At 58.8% G+C, this 2,192-nt stretch carries 2 protein-coding genes; both read right to left on the reverse strand.

Translation table 11 applies throughout. The annotated features are described in order from the left end of the window. Window positions 1–118 precede the first annotated feature (118 nt). Window positions 119–994, reverse strand: coding sequence for a hypothetical protein (locus P4L78_RS09875; RefSeq protein ID WP_309327848.1), 876 nt, complete (start codon window positions 992–994; stop codon window positions 119–121). Between the two features lie 62 nt (window positions 995–1,056). Continuing rightward, entirely contained in the window at window positions 1,057–1,986 is a 930-nt protein-coding gene (locus tag P4L78_RS09880; protein ID WP_309327849.1) for a hypothetical protein, read from the reverse strand. Window positions 1,987–2,192: the final 206 nt, after the last annotated feature.

The raw sequence follows: 2,192 nt of genomic DNA on the forward strand, positions 1-2,192 counted from the left end.
CGGGCCTTGCTTGCTGGATTGGGCAGCGGGCGAAGGGCGAAAGTTGCAAAAGAGAAGACCCGCGATAGCGGGTCAAGGTAACGACTGCTTAGCGGCCTGCCTCGATGCAGCAGATCAATCAGTCCGCTCCAAAATCGATGGGAATTTCTACCGGGCTTTCACCACTACCAGTGCCGGGCTCGACCGGCCCGACGGTAACAACGCCAACCACGCCCTGGTCGGTGTAGAAGATTGCGTTGATGTTTTGCAGCGTCAGCCAGTTCGCGCCATTGATGGAGTTCGGCTCAATCATGACTATGTTGCGTTGGACGGCGTTGGCCCCGTACTGGTCGGGGATCAGATTGCCATTACTGTCCTTGTGGGTGTGGGGGATGTAGAGAAACGCGATACTGGCATACTTGTTGATGTAGAGGTATTGCGCGCTCGATCCATCCGGGAAGATGACGAGAAGCGGCTGGTTTATGTTCCACACATTGTCTGCGTAGGGTTGTCCACGCAGATAGTTGCTCAGTTGGAGTTGGAATCCCTCGTCCAGTGAAAAGGCGTCGAATGCGCCGCCATCATCGCCCTTGTGGATGATGAAAGTGGGCATCTTCGGCGCACCGCCGAAGATCCACCCCCATAGGGAAGACGCCTTGAGTTGGCCTTGATAGTCGTAGGTCGACGCCGCCGGCAGCGGATAGTTGGTGATGGTGTACCAGGCGGCGTCGCCGGGCTCTCCAGGGCGCCCTTTTATGGCTGGGTGTACCTTGACGTGGGTGGCCCAGACGTTGCCGGTGGTGAGGTTGCCGATCAGGTAGTAGTGATCGCCGTTGGCGTATGTTTCGCCGTCCCATTCAGCCGCGGCTTCGGCCTGCGCGTCGGTACACGGATTGGCGGAACAGACCATCATTTTGGTGCCGGCAGGCATGCCCGGTAGATAGGAGCTGGTGGTTTGCGCGTGCGTCTGCGATGTGAGCAACAGGGCTGCAAGGCCCAGTAAATAGCGTTTCATCGTGAAGTCCCATGCTGTGTTGCGACGGTCGCGGGATTGCGCCGCCGTACTCTGTCAGGCGTTCAGTGCGCCCGCATTTCTTGATCGTGGCGGCGGATCTGCGCTTCGATATCGACAATTTCCACTTCAGAATAAATGTCGTGGCTGCGGGTGATGTCGATCAGGTGTTTGGCATAATCGCTGACGGCTTGGTAGCTGGATTCGTCCAACCGCTGGCGGATAGCTTGGCGTACATCGGCCACGCGTGGGCAGACTCCATCCTGGCAAAATATCTGCATCGCCGCCGAATCCTGCGAACAGTCGATGGTGCCGGTTTCACAATTGGCCAACAGGCCCGCGAACGTGACGCTAGCCCCATCCTCCGCCAACGAGCGGTCGCCGAAGCGGTAGAACAGGGTCCCTAGAGAGCTCGGGGTCAGCCCAACGTCAAGAAAGCGATGCAGATAGCCCAGGCAGCTCGCCAGCGATATCTCCAATTCAGGGCACTCGGTCATGACCGAGAGTTCGGCCTCCCGTTGCCCCTCGGATGCCGCTAGTTTGAGCCAGTCGTTGGGATCATCCTGGCCGGCAAGCAGGGTGTCGACACCGGCGCACTGGCGCAGTTCGAGGGCCATCTTGTCGCGCATGGCTTGCGGGATTTTGGGGTGGGTAATTTTTTCGGCCAGCTGCTGCACGCGCGGCGGCTGGCCGGTGCCGATGCAGTCTTGGGCGATTTCGTAGATGCGGTAAGCGGCCTCGCCATCGCCGTGACGGGCGGCGGGCAAGTCGTGGCTAAGCACATCAGCCCAGCTTCTTGAGCCCATCAGAGACTCAGCCGAGTGTTCGGACGGAGCCGCTGGAACTACGGGCTGGACAGTCTTATGCTCTGCCGGCGCTTGCGGCTTAAGCGCAAGCGGGACGTGCGGCGCCGTGCTGTTGTTGGCCATATACCAGTACACACCTAGAGCTAGGGTGATCCCAAGGACGGGCGATATTTTTAGGATGACATTCACGGCGATTCCGAACAGGCCTCCAGCGGCAGTAGATAACGACCGCTCAATATGCAACAAATTTCTCAGCCCCGTTTAGTCATCGTGATCAGCAGCGCCGCTGTCAACGCTGCCGTTGTGCGGTAGAAGTCTCGTGCAAGCTGGAGGACATATCTGTGAAATGCGTCACTTCTCATTTATCATCAGACGAACGGAAACGCCCGCCGGGC

Source organism: Silvimonas sp. (assembly GCF_031291215.1).
GTDB lineage: Bacteria > Pseudomonadota > Gammaproteobacteria > Burkholderiales > Chitinibacteraceae > Silvimonas > Silvimonas soli.